The sequence below is a fragment of the Paenibacillus sp. FSL E2-0151 genome (assembly GCF_037993015.1).
In the GTDB taxonomy this organism is placed as follows: Bacteria; Bacillota; Bacilli; order Paenibacillales; family Paenibacillaceae; genus Paenibacillus; species Paenibacillus amylolyticus.
Window position 1 is genome coordinate 5276995 of sequence record NZ_CP150308.1, and the last position, 22277, is coordinate 5299271.

Annotated in this window: 8 protein-coding genes; all 8 read right to left on the reverse strand. The window is 46.4% G+C overall.

The window, feature by feature from the left end:
• Positions 1-18: 18 nt before the first annotated feature.
• The 8 genes from MHI55_RS23585 to MHI55_RS23620 all read right to left on the reverse strand — a co-directional run bounded on the left by MHI55_RS23585 (position 19) and on the right by MHI55_RS23620 (position 22254).
• Positions 19-891, reverse strand: coding sequence for an ABC transporter permease (locus MHI55_RS23585; RefSeq protein ID WP_047843969.1), 873 nt, complete (start codon positions 889-891; stop codon positions 19-21).
• On the reverse strand, positions 888-1868 hold the full coding sequence (locus MHI55_RS23590; protein WP_017686951.1) for an ABC transporter ATP-binding protein: 981 nt from the start codon (positions 1866-1868) through the stop codon (positions 888-890). The genes MHI55_RS23585 and MHI55_RS23590 overlap by 4 nt, the downstream gene beginning before the upstream one ends.
• Before the next feature lie 87 nt (positions 1869-1955).
• Positions 1956-3230, reverse strand: coding sequence for an ACP S-malonyltransferase (gene fabD, locus MHI55_RS23595; RefSeq protein WP_101314510.1), 1275 nt, complete (start codon positions 3228-3230; stop codon positions 1956-1958).
• A gap of 30 nt (positions 3231-3260) precedes the next feature.
• Positions 3261-4331 carry an HAD-IIIC family phosphatase gene (locus MHI55_RS23600; protein WP_047843971.1) on the reverse strand — a complete coding sequence of 357 codons (1071 nt, stop codon included), beginning with the start codon at positions 4329-4331 and terminating at the stop codon, positions 3261-3263.
• A gap of 58 nt (positions 4332-4389) precedes the next feature.
• Entirely contained in the window at positions 4390-4623 is a 234-nt protein-coding gene (locus MHI55_RS23605; RefSeq protein ID WP_017686948.1) for an acyl carrier protein, read from the reverse strand.
• A gap of 35 nt (positions 4624-4658) precedes the next feature.
• The gene (locus MHI55_RS23610; RefSeq protein ID WP_047843972.1) at positions 4659-5510 is read right to left on the reverse strand and encodes a 3-hydroxyacyl-CoA dehydrogenase family protein; all 852 of its coding nucleotides are present in this window, start codon (positions 5508-5510) and stop codon (positions 4659-4661) included.
• Positions 5511-5537: 27 nt separating this feature from the next.
• Positions 5538-14531 (reverse strand): SDR family NAD(P)-dependent oxidoreductase, encoded by an 8994-nt coding sequence (locus tag MHI55_RS23615; RefSeq protein WP_340387212.1) that lies wholly within the window; start codon positions 14529-14531, stop codon positions 5538-5540.
• Positions 14509-22254, reverse strand: coding sequence for an SDR family NAD(P)-dependent oxidoreductase (locus MHI55_RS23620; protein WP_076252862.1), 7746 nt, complete (start codon positions 22252-22254; stop codon positions 14509-14511). Before MHI55_RS23620 ends, MHI55_RS23615 begins: the two co-directional genes overlap by 23 nt.
• Between the last annotated feature and the right edge of the window lie 23 nt (positions 22255-22277).

The following is a 22277-nucleotide window of genomic DNA, read 5'->3' on the forward strand; positions in this document are numbered from 1 at the left end:
CTTTGGGATCAAGAATAATCAGATCAGGTTGAGACCTTTTTTCTTTGCCATCTTTTCTACCTTGCGCAGCATAACGATTGAGATGATTGTATACGAAATGGCAAAAAAGATGAGGATGCACCATTCCATCCAGATCGGTGCAAGGGGCACCCAATCTGTTTTGAAACTGTAATAACGCACCATATCATACCCCCAGGTATAAGGCAGGAGATATGCGATCCAACGAACGACTGCCGGAAACTGGTCCACTGGGAAATAAGCACCTGCTACAAATTCAAACATGATAAACAAAATACCCACAATGGATGAGACCTGGCGGTACAGAATCCCCAGTAGTGCAATCATGACGCCAAGCGCCATTAATGCAACGATGACCACAAGACAGGTGACTAGAATCATCATGGATTCAGCAAAGTTGAGACCTGCGTACAGAACAAGCAGGATATACATCGGTATGAACACAATGACATTCATTAATGCACTGGCTACAACCGTCCCCACATAATACGCATAACGAGAGATTGGATTGCAGTACAGATACTCCAAAGTGCCGTTATGGAGATCATTCGTCACGGCACCGAGCGGAGCGTTTAACGCTACTCCGTAGAACAGCCATACAAGGATTGCACCCAGGTAAAAGATAAACAGGTTATCTCCTTGAAGTACATTCTCTCCCTCGTATACAACAAACGTGGACATCAGCAGGAAAAAGAGTACTCGTAGACCCAACTGTAGGAAGTTACCGAAGAAGTTGGGCAGATACCTTACAGCAATCTGCAATTCCTTCACGGTTGTTGCCCACACGACGGTGAAAAATCCGGTAGGTTTACCTATGGCTTGTAGCTTTAGCGTTTCCTGACCTGTCCCGGTTTTAGCGTATTCGATACTCACTGTTCTCTGCCTCCTGCCAATGTGTACTCTAAATTCTCATCAGACTTCACATAGAGCTGAACAAACAAATCTTCAAGTGTTAGTTGTCTATGCTGAATGGTCGTATGGATATTGCCTTCTTTTAATTCACTAATAACCGCGCCCATCCCGTCGTACAGGTTCGTGATTCCGAAGGAAACCGTGTCTTCCTCCTCACGAATAATAGTGGAAGTTACCTCCGGCAGAGCAGTGATTCGCTCCTGAATGGAAGGGGGCAAGTCTGCTCTGGGAATGTCGATGAATTCGACTGCGCCCAGATTGGATTTTAGTTCGGCAATTGTACCTGTTTTAAGAAGCGTTCCTTTGCGCATCAGGGACACACGGTCCGTCATGTCTTCTACCTCAGTCAGAATGTGAGAGGTCAGAATAATGGATTTCCCCTCATCCCGCACATAACTTTTAATGAACTCACGTACACGTCTGGAGATTACGGGGTCCAGGCCCTTGGTCGGTTCATCCAGATATATCACTTCAGGATCATGCAGCAGGGCTCGCATAATGACAACGGTTTGCTTTTGGCCTCCCGATAATTGCATAAATTGTTTGTTCAGATGTTCCGAGAAATCCAGATACGTACTTAATTTGTCAATCTGGTTTGAAATCTCCTGTTTGCTAAGTCCGGTAAGTCTTCCAAAGAATATCAAGTTCTCTCGAACAGTTAATCTCGCATAAGCAGAGCGTTCAGTATCTTGACCCACGTATCCGATTAGTCTCCTGATGATGTTCGCATCGGTATCCAAATCGTAGCCGCCGATATTGACAATTCCGGAATCCTTGGTCAACAGAGTCGCCAGGACTTTAATAAAAGTTGTTTTACCTGAACCGTTAGTCCCCAGAATTGTGTGGATCTCACCCTTTCGAAGCTCAAAGGACATGTTATCTAACGCTAGGTGTTTACCATAGGACTTCGTGACGTTCTCAGCGGATAGCACTCTCACTTGTTCTCCCCCTTTATGTATTGCCTGTATTGCTGAATTCATGGGAGGGCGAATACGCTATTACAGCGCATTTCGCCCCTAATGTAATCACTTTACGCCGACAGCTTCGTGTACCAGATACTCCGCCAGTTCGTAGTGATGTCCAGTATCATCAATGATATGATTCATCCACTGATTTCTTTCTTTAACAGGTAACTTTTTGGTTTCAAAGATGCCCTTGAGCAGTTCCAACGCTTCTATCATTTGCTCTTTTGAGGGTTTGTCCCCTGCATTTTCAACCTGCTCCTGAATTGCCTGGATTCGTTTGTAACGCTGAACAACACCTTTTTGATACTCTGCTTCATCCCAATTCTGGTTCGGCGTTGCCACTGCAATTGCTAAACATTTAGTTATGACTGTGGGTACTCCTTTTTTCTTTTTGCCATCCGATTGAAACATGCTGATCAATTTTTGACGTTCCGCTTTTTCGCCAAAACAGAGCGAATTGATATCAGGACAGTTCGTTTTGGTCAATTTGTTCAGTACATTTTTGGGTCCCATTTCGATGGCAAGTGTGACACCAAAACGCTCAAGGTACTGAAGAATCCGTGTCCATTGGACAGGTTTGACCATCTGATCTGTCAGTAATCCCGGAATTCGCTCCACATCACCATAAGGTTGACCTGTAACATTGGATAGTACCGGCCATTTGAACATATTGTACGAATACTTTGCCAGTTCTTGGCCGAGCCGCTCTGCATCTTCTGCCATCAGCGAACTATGAATGGGTGCACTGGACATTAGGGGAGTAACCTGACCATCGGCATCCAAAACGGCTGCTTCGATCTCCTCCAGTACGTATTGATGACCGGATACGGCAGCTTGTGTTGGCGAATTATAACAGGAGACTACAGCTACACCCTGCTCGCCGCTGTATTGTTCACAGAGTTGCTCCACGATGGATGCGTCAATACCGTCCATAATGGTCATTGATCCTGTGCCCCGATCAATATGAATCTGCATCATTGCACCACGCAATTTGGTGATTCGAACAGCATCGGAAAATGTCATGGCGCCTGAACATACCAACGCCGAATATTCACCCATACTGTGACCTGCACAGAATTGTGGTCGAATCCCCACTTCTTCCATATACACTCTGAAAGCCGCTACATTCGTTGCCAGAAGAGCAGGTTGCATGTTTTCATTCTGATTCAGTTCAGATAGACTTCCTTCAAAACATAGTTTTGCCAGATCCACACCTGCAACGTCACTCGCTTCCTCGTACGTTTGCTTGGCAATGCTATATTGATCATAGAAACTCTTTCCCATACCTACATACTGAGAACCTTGTCCCGGAAACAGCAGTGCTATTTTTTCCATGTCGTAACCTCCATTAATAGGGTTGGTGTATTAATTATTAATAATGTTCAGTTCCACATATGAAGGAATTTTCTGAATATAGCTCATGTCGTGTTCAAAAATGACAAGGTCCTCTTCCTGATGGATTTCTTTGAATCCGCCAAATTTATAGGTCAGATACATCATCCGATTACGATCGGTCATTTTGAATTCAGCCCGTATCTTGACCCCGGCTTCTTTCGCCTGTTCCAGGATATAATTCATGAGAATCGTGCCTACCCCTCGTGACATTACACGGCAAGACATCAACAGCAGCTTCACGGTCCAGTACTCCTCTTCCATCTCAAGCAAAGCGAGTCCAATTTTTCCATATGCTCCATACTTGTCTTCCAGTCCTGTAATGAGAAGTTTGTGATTAGGAGATTGACTGAGTTGTTCCAGATCTTCATAGGAATAGGTATACCCTGTGGTGTTCAGCTGATGAGTCCGCACCGTCAACTCTTCAGCACGCTGCAGATCATCTCCCTTGAGGGGAGATATCGTGAATGTCATGCCAAGTGAAGCCAGAAAGTCATCTTTGGGACCTGTGAATTCATCTTCCGCCTTATTACGGATCTCATCGCTTTTGTACATTAAACGGCGAAGTTTGGAGTCCTCCGTAATAAAACGGGGATTCATCATCTCCATGTCGGGAATGTCCAGGTACTGGGCAGCATCTATGCATCGAACTTCAGCATGCTCAAACTGTACCTCTTCCAGCTCAAACATCTGATCATCCACAAAAGCAACCGTATTCGCTCCGATATTAATGGAAGTTATGATGGATTGAATCGAGCTCGACTTGGAATTCCAGTGAATCTGGGGATATAGGAAGTATTCATGAATTCCGAATTCCTCAAGCTTCTCCATGGCTGTCTGATGGTCATTTTTACTGGCGATGGATTGCAGAACCCCACGCTCGTCCAGTGTCCGAATCACATCAATAATTCCCTCTCTCAAGACAACATTCTCATCTTCCAGAAGGACACCTTCCCAGATTGTATTATCCAGATCCCAGACGACCAGCTTCACCTTCTCTTGCTTTTGCTTGTCCATTACCGAACTTACCGATGGATCACCCATACCTGAACCCCTCCTTGGCATATTGTTCCAAACTATTGCTTCAAGACCATCAGGCAGTCTATGCTGTCTTTCGTTCAATCAGTTCATTAATCTTGTTCAACGTACGGAAGTTGCTAAGATCCATATCCTGGGTCTCAATCCGAATGTTGAATTCTTTCTCCAGAAACATCACCATCTGCATCGCAAACAGGGAATTGGCAAAACCCAATTCAAAAATATCCTCATCATCCTGAATTTCACGTTTGCGATAGAAACGACTCAGAAATGTTTTTACTTTGACCTTGGACTCCATGTACAGTCACCTCGTAAAATTTATAGTCGATACACTTACAGAATCACGTGCTCAAAGAAGCCTTGACCGCTTTTTGCTCCTAACAATCCGGCATCCACCATCTTGCGAAGCAAGGGACATACTCTGTATTTCGGGTCCTGATAACTCTCATAGAGTACATCCAATGAATGAACCACAGTATCCAAACCAATCAAATCTGCTGTGTGAAGTGGGCCCATCTTATGACCGAAACATTTGACGAATATGTCATCCACCTCTTCCGGTGAAGCTACCTGATCCTGAACAACAAAGGCAGCTTCATTCATGAGCAGATGGGATATTCGGTTAGATACAAAACCGGGAAGATCTTGTACCAGTATGGCTTCTTTGCCCATGGTATGGAGCAGGGATCTGGTCGCTTCAATCGTTGTATCCGAAGTGTGATAACCCTGAATAGCTTCGACTACGGGCTTTAACGGGACCGGATTCATAAAATGTACACCGATGACCTTGTCAGGCCGTTTGGTGATGGAACCAACTTTTGTAATCGAAATGCATGATGTATTGACCAAATAAATACAAGAATCGGGGCAATAGTTTTCAAGCTGTGCATAGACTTCTTTTTTCACATCCCATTGCTCAGGCACGTTCTCAATAATGAAATCAGCATCGCTGAGCGAATCGTAATGTGTCGTAAACTCCACACGCGAGAGCACCGTTTCCGGGTCTTCGGCCTCGGTATCCTTGTTGTAGAATCCCGAAAATCGGATATTGGTAAACAAGGCTGTTCTCGCCTGATCCAAAACTTCATCACTCACGTCGATCAAAACCACGTTGTGCCGAGACTGGGCAAGGCTCTGCGCAACCCCTTTTCCCATGACGCCTGCTCCAATTACACCAACCTTCATTCCTATCAACGCCCCTCTGTGATCTGGCTAGAAATTGAAATTCACTTCTTCATCTACAGCTTCATCCGTGATATCCGTGACACGATCCACTTCAATATCATAGATCAATGTATCCGGCTGCTCTGAAATTATCTCAAGAATTTTCACAAAATCTCTGGCGATATATTCAGCTGTGCCAGGTAAGAACAAGCTTGTATTATATTCCAGAATAAACTCGATCGTACCCTCCCGCTCAATCGCATCCAGTGCCAGATCGAACCTTGAAACTCCACTGTCATAATCGATTAATGTGCCTTTGAAAGCCTCAATCTCTCCGGTGTACATCCCTACATTTTGCAGTGCAAAATACACATCAAACAGCGGATTTCTGCTCGGATCACGTGTACTATTCACAAGCTGTACAATTCGGTCGAATTGACAGTCCTGATGTGCAAATGCCGATAACGTACGCTGCTTCACGTCCAGAAGTAACTCCCTGAATGAGTCATCAGGCACAGGTTCGTTTCTTAGGACAATTGTATTTACAAACATGCCAATGGTGGCATCAAAGTTACCCTGTTGGCGACCCGTTACAGGCGAACCGATGAGTATATCACTCTGGTTCGTATATTTATGCAATAGGACATTTAAGGCGGATAAGAGCAACATGTATAGCGTGGTTCCTGTACGTGCTCCGAGCTTGCCTATACGAGCAGTGAGTGCTTCGTCGGCATAAAAAGTCATTTTGGCTCCATCATAGGTTTTTCGATCAGGCCGTGAAAAGTCTGTTGGAAGTTGCAGTGTGGGCAATGGCCCTTTCAGCGTTTCCAGCCAGAAGGCTTCCTGTGATTTAATCAAATCCGATTGCTGATACTGGTTGCTCCACTCCGAGTAATCTCTATACTGATAAGGAATATCCGGTAGAGGTGAACCACTGTACATTGACGTGATTTCGTGCATCATATTGTCCATCGACATACCATCTGTAACCAAGTGATGCACATCGAACATCAACAGATGGCGACCGTCATCCAACGTACCAACAATCATGCGGATCAACGGTGCCGCTTCCAGATCAAACGGTCGGACAAACTGTTTCACTACATCTTCCACTGCTTCCGTTCCACGAATGACATCTGGCAACGTTTCGATCGAAAAATCCACGTTCTCGTGAATTCTCTGAATCGGCTCTCCTTGTTCCCAGTGAAATGATGTACGGAACGATTCATGGCGCTGAATCAGAGTGTTCATATAACCGTTCAACGTGAATGGGTCAAAATTGCCCTCCATAATCAACGCTTTGTTCAGGTTATAGCTGATGTTGTCCGGGTCCTGAGTGCAAAGATAGAATATCCTTTTTTGAGCTGATGAAAGTGGATATTTTTCTTTGACTTCTGCATGAGGGATGGACTGTTGTCCGACTGTTGCACTCTCCACATCGACCAAAGATTGCAGGTGAACTCCCAGTCCCCAGATCGTCGGATATTGCAGCACATCCGAAGGATTAACCTGTATCCCCGTTTCCCTGTATATATCCGATGCCATCTTGAGCCCAATAATGGAATCTCCACCATATTCGTAAAAATCATCATACAGATCCATTTCTGTCAGTCCCAAATGAAGTGACCAAATCCGGGATAACATCTGTTCCATGGCTGTATATTGACCATCATTGCGGCCGTGTAACGAGACTTCTTTGTTCAGCGTTGCCTTTCTCATCTCCACTTCAGCAATCACGCTGGCACTTTGATCCTGAATCGTGTTGTACACTTCCTCCGACATCATCATTGGCATATCACCTACGTAGGCCATATATTCCGAGTCATAATTCAGTTCGCCGATGATAGATCGATGCACTTTACGCTGAAAAGCCTGGTCAAAGGCCTTTAATGCAGACTTTGTTAAAACAGACTTGAACACCATGTCATCATTTACGCCAAAATCTTTGGCCATCCCGGTCTCTTTCCAGGCCACCCAATTGATCGTTAACGTTCGTCCGCCCCTGCGATTGCGATACGCTGCATAAGCATCCAGATAACTATTCGCTGCTGAATAATCTCCTTGACCCGGAGAGCTGAATAATGTTGAAGTGGTTGAGAACAGAACAAGAAAATCCAGAGAGTCTTGGGCTGTTGCCTGATCCATATTCCAGGTTCCCTGGACTTTAGGAAGCAACACACGGTTAAAGGTCTCCGCATCCTTGGATGCAAGGAATCCTTCACCTGCTACCCCTGCTCCATGAACAATGCCATCCACTTTGCCGTACTGCTCTCTGATGTTCTCCATGAGTCTTGATACTTGTTGAAGATCACCTGTATCCACGCTGTAGAGACCTACTGTGGAACCTTTGTTCTCAATTGAATGTATCCATTTAATTTTGTTGCATTGCTCCAGATCCTTGTTATCCTCCAAAATGGCTGGCCATGTTTCCCGATCAGGGAAATCCGATCTGCCTGCAAGAATCAAGGTAACGTTGTGTCTGTTGGCAAAATGTTCTGCGAATGCTCGGCCAATGCCGCCCATTCCACCAGTGATGAGATAGACCCCTTGCTCCTTAATGGTTACTTCAGAGAGCTCAGCTCCCAACAAATCTGTCTTCCTGAACTCTTCCACATATCGTTGACCCTTCCGATAAGCAGTGGAGTAGAAAACATCATCTGCATTCATTGCATTGAGCAAAATAGGAATAGCGGTGTCATCATCTATATCCATGACTTTGCATTCCAGCTGAGGATGCTCTTGTCCAATCGCTTTGCCCAGGCCAAACATCGTTGCATATTCAGGAGCAAGATGTGATTCGTGGCCGCTAACTTCGTGAACGTACTGGGATAACAGAACAATGCGCATTCGATTTCGCAATCCTGCACCTGCAATGGCTTTTGTAAGGTAAAACAAGCTATGCACACCTCGGCATAAGGCATCCTCCAGTTCCTTCGGACTCTCGGGTGCTGTATGACCATTTATGGTAAAGGTATGAATAATCTGATCTATTCTGTGGTTCTTCGTAGCCTTCAATAATTGAAGATACTGCTCCTCCGAACCATCAATCTGATAATGAACCGGAGAGATCTTCGCATATGTTGCACCAAGAGTAACTTCAATTACATGTGCTCCACGTTCAGTAAGTTCCCGAGAGAGACTGTCACATAACGGAATTGTCCCCTTCAAAAGCAAGACGGTTTGCGGATTCGGAATGAGCCGCTCAGGATTAGTCGCTTCCACCCAGCCAATGGTGTAATGCATCGTTGGTTCTTCCTTCTGCACAACGGATGGTTGAACCGCAACTCGTTCGGGAATATCAATCCAGCAACGATTGCGCTCGTAAGGATACGTTGGAAGATGGAGCCGGAAGGTTTCCTCTTCTGCGTACAATCTGGACCAGTCAATATCGGCCCCCTGTGTATAAAGAATCGATATTTCCTCCAAGTGCTGATCTTCCCATCCGTGCTCGTTAATGAGCTTCAGTACCCTGTCTGCTTGCTCGTTTAATTCACGAAGTTTTTGTTCCGTCAATTCGCCAACACCCGGCTCCTTCGTCTCAGGAACCATTCGATGTTCAGATGCATAAGCAACGGGCGGTTTAATCTCGCTAAACGGGCACCCATGCAGCTTGTCCAATCGGGATACCAGCTCTTCTTTGTCTTTAAAAGGAATGGCGATACGCAACTTGTAGTGTCCTCTTCCCTGAGCAGCTGTTCCGCACAAGCTTAACAAATCCAGTTCATCGTAACTATCGAGATAATCATGATAAGCTGCGATCAATCTGGATAGAGAGTCTTTACTTTTGGCGGAAAGAGGCAAAATATAAGGTCTGCGTTCCTCTGCTTGGACAAATGTCTGCACTGGGGCCTCTTCCAGGATAACGTGACAATTGGTTCCACTAATCCCGAAGGCGCTAATCCCACAACGTCGCGGTCCTTCCTCTGAATGCCACGTACGAAGACGGGTATTCACGAAGACCGGTGAATTGGAAAATTCAATAATGCGATTAGGTCGATTAAAGTACAGTGTCGGAGGAAGCTTTTTCTCACGCAGCGCCATGACCGCCTTCACCAAACTAATCACTCCAGCAGCCTCCGAAGAATGCCCCAAGTTGGTCTTGATGGAACTCACCGCACAGAATTGCTTGCGATCTGTGTAGCTCGACAGTGCATCGGATATGCCCTTAATTTCAATCGGATCTCCCAATGTCGTGCCCGTGCCATGTGTTTCAATGTAGGTGATTGTCTCCGGTTCGACTCCTGCATCCTCCAAAGCAGATATAATAACCTCTGTTTGAGATGCCGGATTAGGTGCCGTGATGCCTATTGAACTGCCATCCTGATTCACAGCCCCGCCTTTAATTACAGCATGGATCGAATCATGGTCATCCAATGCCTGCTGAAGTGATTTCAGCAGTACCACTGCAACCCCTTCTCCAATACCTGCTCCATCTGCCTCATCATCAAAAGCTTTGGAGCGATGATCTGTAGACTCAATGCCAAGTTTCATATTTTCATCATCCACCGGACACAGATTAATCTTGATTCCGCCAGCCAGTGCATAATCACATTGTCCGCTACGAATAGCTTTGCAAGCCATGTCTACAGACACCAATGAAGATGAACAGGCCGTATCAATAACCATGCTTGGACCCTTTAGATCCAATAAATATGAGATCCGGGCAGACATCATTGCTGTCAGATTACCCACCATGGAGCTTGAACCGCTCCCAGGATCAACTTCATATAAGAGTCGTGCATACAGATCTCGCAAGGTTGCCGCATAGCCCAGATATACGCCCGTTTTACTACCGCTCAATCTGGTGCCGCCATACCCTGCATCCTCAATTGCAGTCCACGCAGCTTCAAGAAATAATCGCTGATTGGGATCCATTAGACTTGCTTCCTTGGGCGATAACCGAAAGAAACCTGCATCAAACTTGTCTATGTCTTCCAGATACGCGTTCTCGTTGTATTTCATCAGTGTCTGGTCATGACCTGTGAACGCAAAATGCTTGTCAATATCCACTTTTCTCGATTCCGGAAACGACCGAACCAGATCCGTGCCGTTGACGAGATGCGCCCACAGCTCCTCAGGTGTGGAAGCAAGCGGCACATTCACAGCCATGCCGATAATCGCAATATCTCCATCTCGTTCCGCCGCAGTACGCTTCTTGAGATGCATCGCTGGAGAAGAACGCTGTTCCTCCTTCTTGTTTTTTCCACCGATAAATTTTGCGAGATGATGTACATTCGAGTATTCGAACAGGTCCGTAACATTAATAGCTCCTGGAAAAATTCGCTCAATCTCACTCTGAATTTTCATTAGCAGAATAGAGTCCGCACCTAGCTCAAAGAAGTTGTCGTGAATATCAATTTGATCAAAACCTAATATTTTTCTGCAACATTCGGCCACACGTTTTTCCGTATCACTAAACTCTTCGTTGAGACTTCCTGTCAGACTTACTTCTCCTGCTGGATTTGTTGTTACACTCTTTGCTTTGTTCGCTTTTTCCTGCTTCTTTTTTTCCTTAAATAGTTCAATTTGCGCAGTCAGCACAGGAGAGAGCATCACCCCTGATTTTTCGAGCAGGAAGACTCCACCGTTCTCATAATTGAGATAACCTACAAGTGCTCTCGGTACATTATGGGATAACACCTGCTCAAACCCTTCAAGAGCCTTACCCGTTGGCAACGTCTTAAAAATGGTATCGATTGTGAAACCACCTTCAAGGGCCATACCGGTTTCTTTCCAGGTCGTCCAGTTCACCACATGTGTCCTTCTGCCGAGCTTGTTCCGATATTCCCCGTAGGCATCCAGATAAGCATTGGCTGCGGTATAATCTCCTTGAACGGCTCCGCTAAACATCGTTGCTACCGAAGAAAACAGAATAAAGAAGTCCAGATCATCCGAATGGGTAACTTCATCCAAAATACGTGTACCCATCACCTTCGGATTGAAAATGCTTTTAAACTGGTCATCCGTACGATTCATCAACAGGTCGGATCTTCCGATTCCCGCGCCATGGATAACCCCCCGGATCTTCCCATGACGTTGACGCAGCTCTTCTACAATTGGAACTACCTCTTCTTTTTTGGAAATGTCAGCGCTGTATATTTCAACGGTAGCTCCCATATTTTCAATATCAAGAACTCCCTGAATCTTTCGGCATAACGACTGATCCTGCTTTGCTTCCAAAATTGCTTCCCATGTTCTCCGGGGTGGAAAGGCAGTACGATTAATCCAGGCCAGATGTACCTTGTCCCTGCCAGCCAAATATTTGGATACTTCAATCCCGATACCTCCGGCTCCACCAGAGACAAGATATATCCCTTCTGAATGAAGAGCCGGAAATTGTCCATTGTTACTGTCCGACTCTGCAACAGGCTGGAGTGTACCGAATGACTGAATATACCGTTTTCCGTCTCGAATGGCGGTAAGGAATTGATCTGTTTTTCTGAAAACAGACTCTGCACTCCCCTTGCTCCATAGCGTATCTTCCAGATCGATAACTCGACATTGGATGTTCAGATGCTCCTTACGTATGACCTTGGCAAGACCTTCTAGCGGTGCGAGTTCGGGTCTAAGAATCTGTTCTTTGCCTGTGACATGATGGACGCATTGGGTCAAAATCACCATATCCATATCATAATCAATACCATGTCTGGTCAATGAACGAAGCAGATACAGCAGGCTGTAAACGCCGCGTTCCTGTGATTCATTCAACTCCACCAGATTCTGAACAGAAGTGTCCGAAGCAAAGGTAGGTGCGTAGATGACCTGTGACCATGATTTTGAATCCAAAGCATTGACTAAAGAATCAAAATCGACCTCTTTGGAACCAATTCGAAAATCAGTATCGTTCCTCTGTTCATAGTAATCTCCCGGGCAAACCTTAATGACGTCCTTACCCGATTGTTGCAAAAGCAATGCAAGGTCAGCCCCACCTTTGTCATCAGCCGTAAAGAGTACAACTCTCTCGCTTGAATGAACTTCGTTATCCTCGTAATCTCCCTCAAGCTCATGCCACGTGAGAGAAAACAATCCGTTGTCATGGTGGACACTCTCTTCTGCTGGTCTGCTTCCCATGTCAATCCAGCATTTCTGCGAATCAAAAGGATAACCCGCCAGAGGTACGGTCTTCGTAGACTTGCCCTCATACAGACGCCACCAGTCCACGGATGCCCCTTGCACGTAAAGAGTACACAGGCGCCCCCAGTCAAATGTAGCCTCATTTATCTGGTTCAATTCTTGCCGGACCTCTTCGCTTAACGCACGAACGTTTTTCTGAGTAATATCATGTACCCCTGAAACTTCCCGATTGTCGCTGATCAGTCGGTGTTCCCCATAATGAAACCAAGGTGCTGTGAACGTATGAATGTCTCCAGATATAACCTGGGTCAGCTTAATGCGCAAATCCTCCAAATGTTCAGCCAAAATGATCACTCGGTGAGCATAATGTCCGCGACATGCATTGGCTGTTCGACACACATCCAGTAATGAATACCTGTCGGAGAAGGTAGATACTCCGTCCAGATACTGTTTCATCAGAACTTGAATTCCATGATCTGATCCCGCAGACAACGTGAATGGATGAACACCCGTATGCCCATCATGCGTAACGTTCAAAGTGGCCTGTACAGGAGCTTCTTCCAGCACTATATGACAATTCGTTCCGCTCAAACCAAATGTACTTATCCCGCATCTACGCGGATCAGCACCTCGCTCCCACTCTCTTAACCTTGTATTGACATAGACGGGTGAATTCCCGAAATCAATATTCAGGTTTGGATAATTAAAATGAAGGGAAGGCGGGAGTTTCCGATGATACAACGATAAAAGTCCTTTAATCAGACTGGCCATACCTGCTGTTTCATACAGATGACCAACATTGGTTTTGACCGAACCAATTGCACAAAATTGCTTTTTATTCGTATATTTTCGGAAAGCACGTTCCAGCCCCTGAATCTCGATAGGGTCACCCAGATTCGTTCCTGTTCCATGGGTTTCAATATAGGCCAAGGATTCCGGGTGGATGCCTGCTCGCTTCCACGCTTCCTCGATTACTTCGGATTGAGCAACCGGATTGGGGGCCGTGATGCCCATGGACGTTCCATCCTGATTCAAAGCGATGCCTTTGATTACACCATAGATGTGGTCTCCATCCTTCTGAGCCTGACGAAGCGGCTTCAAAATTACTGCAGCCACACCTTCACCCATACCGGACCCATCTGCTTCTTTATCAAAAGCTCTTGTCCGGTAGTCGGTGGATTCAATCCCAATCTTCAGAAAATCATTGTCCACTGGCAAAATATCCAGCTTAACGCCTCCGGCAATCGCCATGTTGCAATCCCCGTTCATCAGCGATTTACAAGCCAGATAAACGGATACCAACGAGGACGAACAAGCCGTATCCACTACCATAGTCGGTCCTTTTAGATTAAGCAGATACGAGATGCGGGTAGGAAGCATTGACGCGATATTTCCAGTCATCGCAATAGACAACTCTTCCGGATGGGTATCCTTGATCATTTCCTTATAGTTGTTGCTATTGGCAAATCCGGTAAAGACACCGGTATTGCTTCCTGCAAGCCTTTGCCCGCCGTAACCGGCATCTTCGATGGCATGCCATGCTGTTTGCAAAAATAAACGATGACAAGGGTCCATCAGACTAGCCTCTTTTGGCGAGAGACGGAAGAACTTATAATCGAATTGATCCACTTCATCCAGAAAAGCACCATCCAGATATTGAAGAAATTCGTCTGAATATCCGCTTAGTCTGAGGTACTCATCCGTTACAGATTTTCGATCAGATGGGTAATCGCCTATGCAATCAATCCCCTGCTCAACAATGTGCCAGTATTCCTCCGGACGATTTGCATGGGGAAATTTAAGGCTCATGCCTATGACTGCTATATCCTCTTGATGATTTGCTTCTTCCTGCTTCAGCAGATTGATGACCTGAATCCCCGTCACTTTGTCAATTTTGCCGGAGGCTATGTTTTCAACAACATGTTTGTAGACTTTCTCCACAAGCTCACTCCCCTGGCCGTATTTCATCCAAACGATGAAGAATGTCTTCGACAGATACTTCCCCGTCCTGCAACTTGTCCAGCATATGGCTTAATGAGTCATTCCAATCTCCGTCCTGCTCTTCTGATGCGGATGTTATCGGTGCAGCTTGCAGGATATGTTGCTCATTGCCTGCAATGTAATTGCTGAGTTTGTCTACGGTTGTATATTCGAACAGATCTACCAGTTTGATCTTATTGGGGAAATGCCGATCCAATAACTCATGCATCTGGCCCAACATGATCGAATCTCCCCCTAATTCGAAGAAACTGTCATAAATATTGATTTCACTGAACCCTAGTACCGAACCGAAGATTTTGGCAATCAGATCCTCAGCATCGCTATATGCTCCTTCTCCTGTCCTGCCATCCAGAGTAACTTCTGCATAACCGGTCTGGTTCTGAGTTTCAGGAAACACAGTTTTCTCATCAGTAGCCAGGGATCTCAGGTCATCAGATAGTCTCACAGCAACACTTGACATCATGCCAAGCAATTTGCTTTCACGATTGATCTCGCCGACGATTACCCGATTCAAGTTCATTCCCATCGCACGATCCAGCCATGCAATGCCCTGCTCCGTAGGTATGGCAGAGAATACGCCATCCACATTGATGCCGTAACGAACGCCCATCCCCGTATCTCGCCATGTGTTCCAATTCATAGTTAGGGTTCGTTTCCCGAGCTTGCTTCGATATGCAGCAAACGCATCCAGGTATGCATTGGCAGCAGCATAGTCCCCCTGGCCCGGAGCAGCAAACACCGAAGAGATCGTGGAGAAGAGCAGGAAGAAGTCAAGATTATCCTCAAGCGTGACCTGATCAAGCGCCCATGTTCCATGGACTTTGGGACCTATCACCGCTGAGAACTGTTCCTCCGTCTTGCGTATCAGCATGCCTTCACCAGGTACACCGGCACTGTGGACTACGCCACGAATGGGACCGCAGGTATGTCGAAGTTCATCAAATACCTCACGTAGCCTATCCAGATGCCCGATATCCACTTGATAAAATGAACATGACGTTCCCTTCTTCTCCAGATCCATCACCCGGTTTATCGTCTCGCACACTTCCCTGTCTCTGTTCTGATCAAGCCATTCAGTCCACTGGTCACGCGGCGGAAAAGGTGAACGGGCAAGCAAAGCAACATGTCCTGCTCCCTTGTCAGCCAAGTACTGGGCAACTTCCAGTCCAATGCCTTTCGTGCCGCCAGTAATCACGTATACACCGTCATTTTGAATTGCTGGCGCATGGCCGATCACCGTCGTATCGTCTAAAGTCTCGAACTGTTCCTCATAACGAGTACCTTCCCGGTAAGCAACAAGATACAAATCAGACTTTCGGCCGATCTCTTGTAACACATCTTCAGCAGAGACAACATCATCCACGTCCAGAAACTTGCAGGATATGCCCATCAATTCCTGACCTACAACTCGTCCCATTCCCATAAAAGGAGCTTGTTGTGGCTGAAGGACACGTTCATTGCCTGTCACTTCGTTCACATAATCAGATATCAGCGTAAGGCTCAGTCCGCGCTCATAACCCACATGTGCCAGTGCCTGTGTAAGATACATCAGGCTGCGAGCCCCACGTTGCTGGGTCACCTCTAATTGTTCGATACTCTCGGGAAATACTGCTTGCTCAGTCGTTGACATATGGATAATATGTGTGAATTGATACTCAGATTGAAGATCTGTTAACAAGTTCTCATACGCGTGTTTATTTGAATCAACGCCATACCATCCATCGCCTGGAGTAGAATCCTTTTGAAGTCCAATCTCTACTCTTACAACCTTCCGACCCGCAGCTAGTAATCTCTCATAGATCGATGCCGAAAGAGCGGTTTTTCCTGTGAACAATAACACATCTCCAGATTCGGAGGACATCCATGATGTCCCATCGTTGGATGGCGTGTTAACCCAACGAATAACATGAAATGGTTGTTCCATACGTTCCACTTTTACAGGGGCGACGTCGGGTATGTCCAGCCAGTGTGTCTTACGCTCGAAAGCATACACCGGGAGCCGCACTTTACGAGTTGCCTGTCCGTCATTCCATAATAATGGTGGCAAATCTGCGCCCGCCGAATACAACTCACTAATTTTGACCTGCATGGATTCGTCCCTGTACAAGCCGTCCCTCCACGCTAATGCCACTTCTTGAATTTCGGCGTTCAAACTTTCCTTCTGAACCAGAGTAAGATCATCTGGACGTCTAATCCCATCCGTACCTGATACCAATCGGTATTCTCCATAACGATAGAAAACCTTGCCGGTGTCACCCAGTTCAGGCTCCCAAAAGTAGAGCCGGTTCAATTCATTCAAACGGGAAACAAGCTCCATTGTCGTATTCACTGCAAAAATTAATCGATGCGGATAATGACTGCGCCCAGCCTGGACCGTGTAACAAATATCCTGCAAATCCATTTGTAATAATTGCGGGCCATATGCTACGTACCTCGTAACAAGTTGCTGCAAGCTCTCACGTGATTTGGCTGAAAGCATGAACAACTGTGGCCCAACGTGAGGAACATGGTCAGGGAGTTCTTTATGGGTATACTCCGCCGGTGGCTCTTCCAGCACAATATGGGCATTGGTTCCGCTCATGCCAAACGCACTGACGCCAGCTCGCCGCGGATGGCCTTCAACCTCCCACTTACGAGTAACGGTGTTGACGTATATGGCAGAATCGTAAAACGGGATATTTTCATTGGGTCGATTAAAGTGAATCGTTGCAGGCAATTCCTTGTTTTTAAGTGCCAACGCTACTTTGATCAACCCGACGATTCCCGCTGCCTCAAGCAGATGACCCATATTGGCTTTGACAGATCCAATCGCACAGAAATTTCGTTTGTCGGTGAACATACGAAATGCATTCGTCAAACTGTTTACTTCAATCGGATCCCCTAAAGGTGTACCCGTCCCGTGAGCTTCCACATAACCAATGGTCGCAGGATCAATGCCAGCATCATCCCATGCCTTGCGAATCACGTCTTCCTGAGCCGCCGGATTTGGTGCTGTCATCCCGGCAGAACTGCCATCCTGATTGGATGCTGATCCCTTAATGACCGCATAGATTTGGTCGCCATCCTGTTTAGCTTTTTCGAGTGGTTTGAGCATGATTACACCGATGCCTTCGCCAAATCCCGTTCCTTCGCATTCCTCATCAAATGCACGCGTGATTCCATCCATGGATTCCATGCCTATTCCCATGCGTGTATTCGTGTGATGAATTGGCATGGTATGGATTTTAATTCCACCCGCTATGGCCATTTCACATTTGCCGCTACGAATCGATTGACATGCAGCATCTACAGCAACGAGCGATGATGAACAGGCTGTATCTACGACCATCGATGGCCCCTTCAAGTCCAGCATATAAGATACTCTTCCAGAGGTAACTGCTGCTGTGTTGCCCACCATAGCGCTAGATAGCAGAGTCGGATTGGTTTCATAAATGAGTCGTGAATACATATCGCGAATATTCGGCGAGTATCCAACAAACACCCCGGTATAACTTCCACTAATGTTTTCTACACAACCGGCATCTTCAACTGCTTCCCAGCATGCCTGCAGGAAAAGACGCTGATGTGGGTCCATCAGGCTTGCTTCCTTGGGAGACAAACGGAAAAAGGTACTATCGAACTTATCAATCTCATCAATATAGGACCCTTCCACAAGAGCAACGCTGCCCTCAGGAAACTGTTTATATCGAATATAGCGATCAATGGCATCCTTTCGTTCTGCAGACAATGCGGTCCTGCAATCCAACCCGTTACGAATATTGTCCCAGAATTCATCAGTATTGTTGGCGTTAGGCAGTTTGACGGAAATACCAATAATGGCTATGTCCTGTTCCGTTCCTTTCATCGGTGTATGATGTGTCATGTTGTTGCTTCCCTGGCGTTTATCTACCAGAAAACGGGCCAGTTTATAAACTGTTGCGTGCTCAAACAAGTCCGTAATCATAAGTGAACCTGGATCAAGCAGTTCCAATCTGGCATGCATCGTTTTTAACAAGAGGGAATCGGCTCCCAGTTCAAAGAAATTTTCATGGATGTTAATTTCCTCGAAACCCAATACCTGTCTGCAAACATCAGCGACACGTCGTTCTGCTTCGGTGTAATCCTCTTTTTCTTTTCCCGTTAGGATCACCTGACCCGTGCCATGTTGTGAAAGTGATCGGGTAGAAGCCCTTTCTGCTATAGACCTGGTCGTAGACTTCATTCTCTTCAATCGTTCGAGCAAATGTGGAGCAACCCGAATCCCTGAACGTTCGAGTAAACGAATGCCCCCACCATCTATGTTTAATTCCCCGATAATAACGCGGTCTACTTTTTGAGTAACAACGTCTGCGAGAGTATGGATCGCCTGTTCAGGTAAAATGGCCTTAAATATAGTATCCGCCGTAAAACCCGAACGTGCTGCCATTCCCCGCTCCCTCCAGGTCACCCAGTTAATCGCGAGTGTGTGAAGTCCCTGCTTGGTTCGTTGTGCAGCGAACGTATCCAGGTAGGCATTAGCTGCAACATAATCTCCCATAGTCAACGTGCTGAATGTTGTAGCGATAGAAGAACATAACAGCATAAAATCAGGCTGATCTTGTCGGGTAAGTTGATCAAGCAGCCATGTCCCCCTGATCTTGGGAGCCAACGTGCGCTTGACGTCATCTTCACTCTTCTGATCGGTAGACAGATCACTGCCCGTTCCTGCACAATGCACAATTCCACGTATAGAACCAAACGTTTGTCTGATATCATCCAACGTATGGGTAAGACGCATTTCATCGGATACATCTACGCTAAAATAAGTTACCATTGCTCCAAGACTCTCCATGGCATCTATTTCACGAATAATCTGCTGAACAGCTGTCTGGTCTTTCCCATTCTTACGAAGCAGGGGCCATTGCTCTCTGTTGGGTAATTCAGTCCGTCCCAGTAGGACAATTCGTACCTTTGTCTGACCAGCCATCCATCTCCCAATCTCTGAACCTATCCCCCCTGCTCCACCCGTTATGATGTATACTCCATCTTCAACCAGTTGCCAGTCGCTATTTTCCTGAGTCTCTGTGTTCCATTCATCCAGCTGTTCAACATAACGAGTCCCATTCCGATAGGCAAAATTCTCGTTGGAGATGCCTATGCCACCAACCAACTCCGGAATAGATTCAAGTGAACTATGTTCATCTCTGTCAATGCACTGACAACGGATATGCGGATATTCCTTTCCTATAACCTTAGCCCAGCCGATCAAGGCAGCGTGCTCAGGATACAGTTCCACTTCGTCCCCCGTCACTTGATAAGCAGTTGTCGTAGCAATTGATATGTCTACAGGGCCAGACACCGCCCTCTGCACCAGAGATTTGACCAGTCTGAACAGACTCAGAGGACCCTCTATTTCCGCCTGAGAAAGATCCGCCAGATTATGCACCTGCATTCTGGACGTTGAACTCAGTAGATGAATAACACGGGTTATATCATTGAAAGGCAGTGCACCAAGCAGATGATCATAAACATCTTCTGAAGAAAGTTGAACTAGACCTGAGAGTCCTTCCATAACAGCAACATCTCCGTCAAATGTCACGGATACCAGCTTTCGTCCCAGATTACGCAAGGTGGTTTCAAGCCTTTCGCCTTCAAGGTCTTTATCTTTTCGCAATATCAAGGTTATCCCATCATCAATTGGCTGCTGCTCCTCATCGGGTATGGATGGTTCCAAAGAATCCGCGATCCAGCGCGTTCTATACATGCTCCGATACATGTCATCTGTCTGGCGTTGATCCATGTCCGATTTCCAGTCCAGCCAGCATATGTTCGGTTCAAACTGGTATGACGGAAGTGGAATCCTGCGCACAGACTTTTCTCTGTACAGATCTTCCCAACTCACATCGGCTCCCTGAACATACAAATCACAAATGGCCTCCAACAGCACTTCCCTCGGATGAAGATGCGCTTCTGAAATCCACCCCTGTGCCTTCTGGCCAAGTAACTTGACCTCCTGCTCCGTGATTTCCCCTGTACTTCGCGTGGACTCCCCTTCACCCGCTGTTATAATCCGATGTATGCCTGTGTGTACTCCATTTATCTCGAGATCAGGACCACCATTTGCGTCTGATACAAGCTTCAATTTTCTTTCCAAATCCTTGCGATCACTGTAAGTGATCGCAAGCCTTTGAGTGTAGTGCCCTCTTCCGGTATTAGCCGAGAATGATAGATCTGCCAGCGAAAGTTCAGGATTTGAAACGAGTAAGGCCTGATACGCTTGCACCAGCTTTGTTAAGCTGGCAGCACTTTTGGCAGAGATCGTTAAAATTTGCATATCCGGGGTCACTGCGGTATCTGCCCTGTGATAACGTGGCGGCTCTTCAACTACAATGTGACTATTGGTTCCACTTAGACCAAACGCGCTGACACCACATCTGCGTGGAGCTCCTTCGGCATGCCATATTCTAGGGCGAGTGTTGAGATAGACTGGAGAATCTTCAAAGTTGATTTTTGAGTTTTGACGCTGAAAATGAAGTGTGGGTGGCATCATGCCTTCACGCATTCCCATAATGACCTTGAAAAGCGAAGCCATGCCAGCTACACAATCCAAGTGGCCCACATTTGTCTTCACTGAACCAATAGCACAGAATTGTTTCTTGTTTGTAAACTTTTGGAACGCTCTGCGAATGGCCTCAAACTCAATGGGATCTCCCATATCTGTCCCAGTACCATGTGTTTCAATATAATTAAGCGTCTCCGGGTTAATCCCCGCATTTTTCCATGCTTTCACCAGCAAATCTGCCTGTGAAGCAGTATTCGGCGCTGTGATGCCTACGGAAGTTCCATCCTGATTCACAGCACTTCCTTTGATGACTGCGTAAATATGGTCTCGATCCCTGAGTGCTTTGTTCAATGGTTTGAGGATAATAGCGGCAGCACCTTCACCCCACACCGTCCCATCCGAATCTGCATCGAACGCCTTCACTTTGCCATCTGGCGCTTCCACACCAAGCTTGTTCCCTTCATCCAGGGGAAACAAACGTATCTTGACGCCACCAGCGACAGCCAGATCACAATCCCCGTTTCGAATGGCCTGGGACGCGAGATGGATGGCTACGAGAGAAGATGAACATGCTGTATCGAGACAAAGGCTCGGCCCCTTCAGATCCAGCAAGTAAGAAATCCGGCTAGCCAGAATGGAGGCCAGATTACCTGGAACTGCACTGGGATCTGCCTGAGGTTCCAAGTCAGTGATTAATCTTTTGTAGTCATATACTTCATCGTTTCGAAACCCAACGTACACACCTGTGTTGCTTCCTTTAAGTTTCCCGCCTCCATATCCCGAATTCTCAATGGCGTGCCAAGCCGTTTCAAGAAACAACCGCTGATTGGGGTCCATGAGAGAAGCTTCACGGGGAGACAGGTTGAAGAAACGATAATCGAATCGGTCAATATGATTCAAAAACCCTGCTTTGGTATACGCGACCGACTCTCCCCGTGTCTTCATATAATAATCTGTGAAAGATTGTCGTTCTGCGGGAAAATCGCTGATACTGTCCACACCGTTAACCAGATTGCTCCAATATGCCTCGAGTTCCTCTGCACCAGGGAATCTGCCGGACATTCCAATAATGGCAATGTCCTTAGTCGAAACACTTTCGATATCGACCGATTCTGCTCCGGATTCCAGGAGATCATCCAGTTTAATACTTCCCATTAATCCTTTTCTCATTTTGCTCTCCTTTACAGTCGGCT